The organism is Nocardia amamiensis (assembly GCF_015477605.1).
Lineage (GTDB): Bacteria > Actinomycetota > Actinomycetes > Mycobacteriales > Mycobacteriaceae > Nocardia > Nocardia amamiensis_A.
The window spans coordinates 1-318 of record NZ_JADLQX010000271.1 but is presented as its reverse complement, the minus strand read 5'-3'; the positions used below and the strand labels follow the sequence as shown (position 1 = coordinate 318).

1 protein-coding gene is annotated in these 318 nt (G+C 72.3%); it reads left to right on the top strand.

Annotated elements, in window-relative coordinates; translation table 11 throughout:
* Positions 1 to 11: 11 nt before the first annotated feature.
* The coding region (locus IU459_RS37795; RefSeq protein WP_228839075.1) for a hypothetical protein at positions 12 to 318 on the top strand (307 nt) is incomplete at its 3' end.

Sequence of the window (318 nt, the reverse complement as noted above, 5' to 3'; positions counted from 1 at the left end):
AGCGGCGCAGCGTGGCTTCGCTGGCGGAGATCGCCACATTCGGCGCGGGTGCGGAGCAGGCGCGGCTGGAGGAGCTGCCCGGTGGCGGTGTCGGCGAGATCCCGCTGACCCCGATCATGCGGCAGATTCTCGCGAGCGGCTCGTCCTACCAGCGGTTCTCGCAGACCATGGCGCTGCGGCTGCCGGAGGGCATCGACCGGGAGACGCTGGTCGGCACCATCGCGGCGGTCTTCGACCACCACGACGTGCTGCGGTCGCGGTTGCGCCGCACCGGCACGGACTGGACGTTCGAGGCGCTGCCGCGGGGTGCGGTCGACA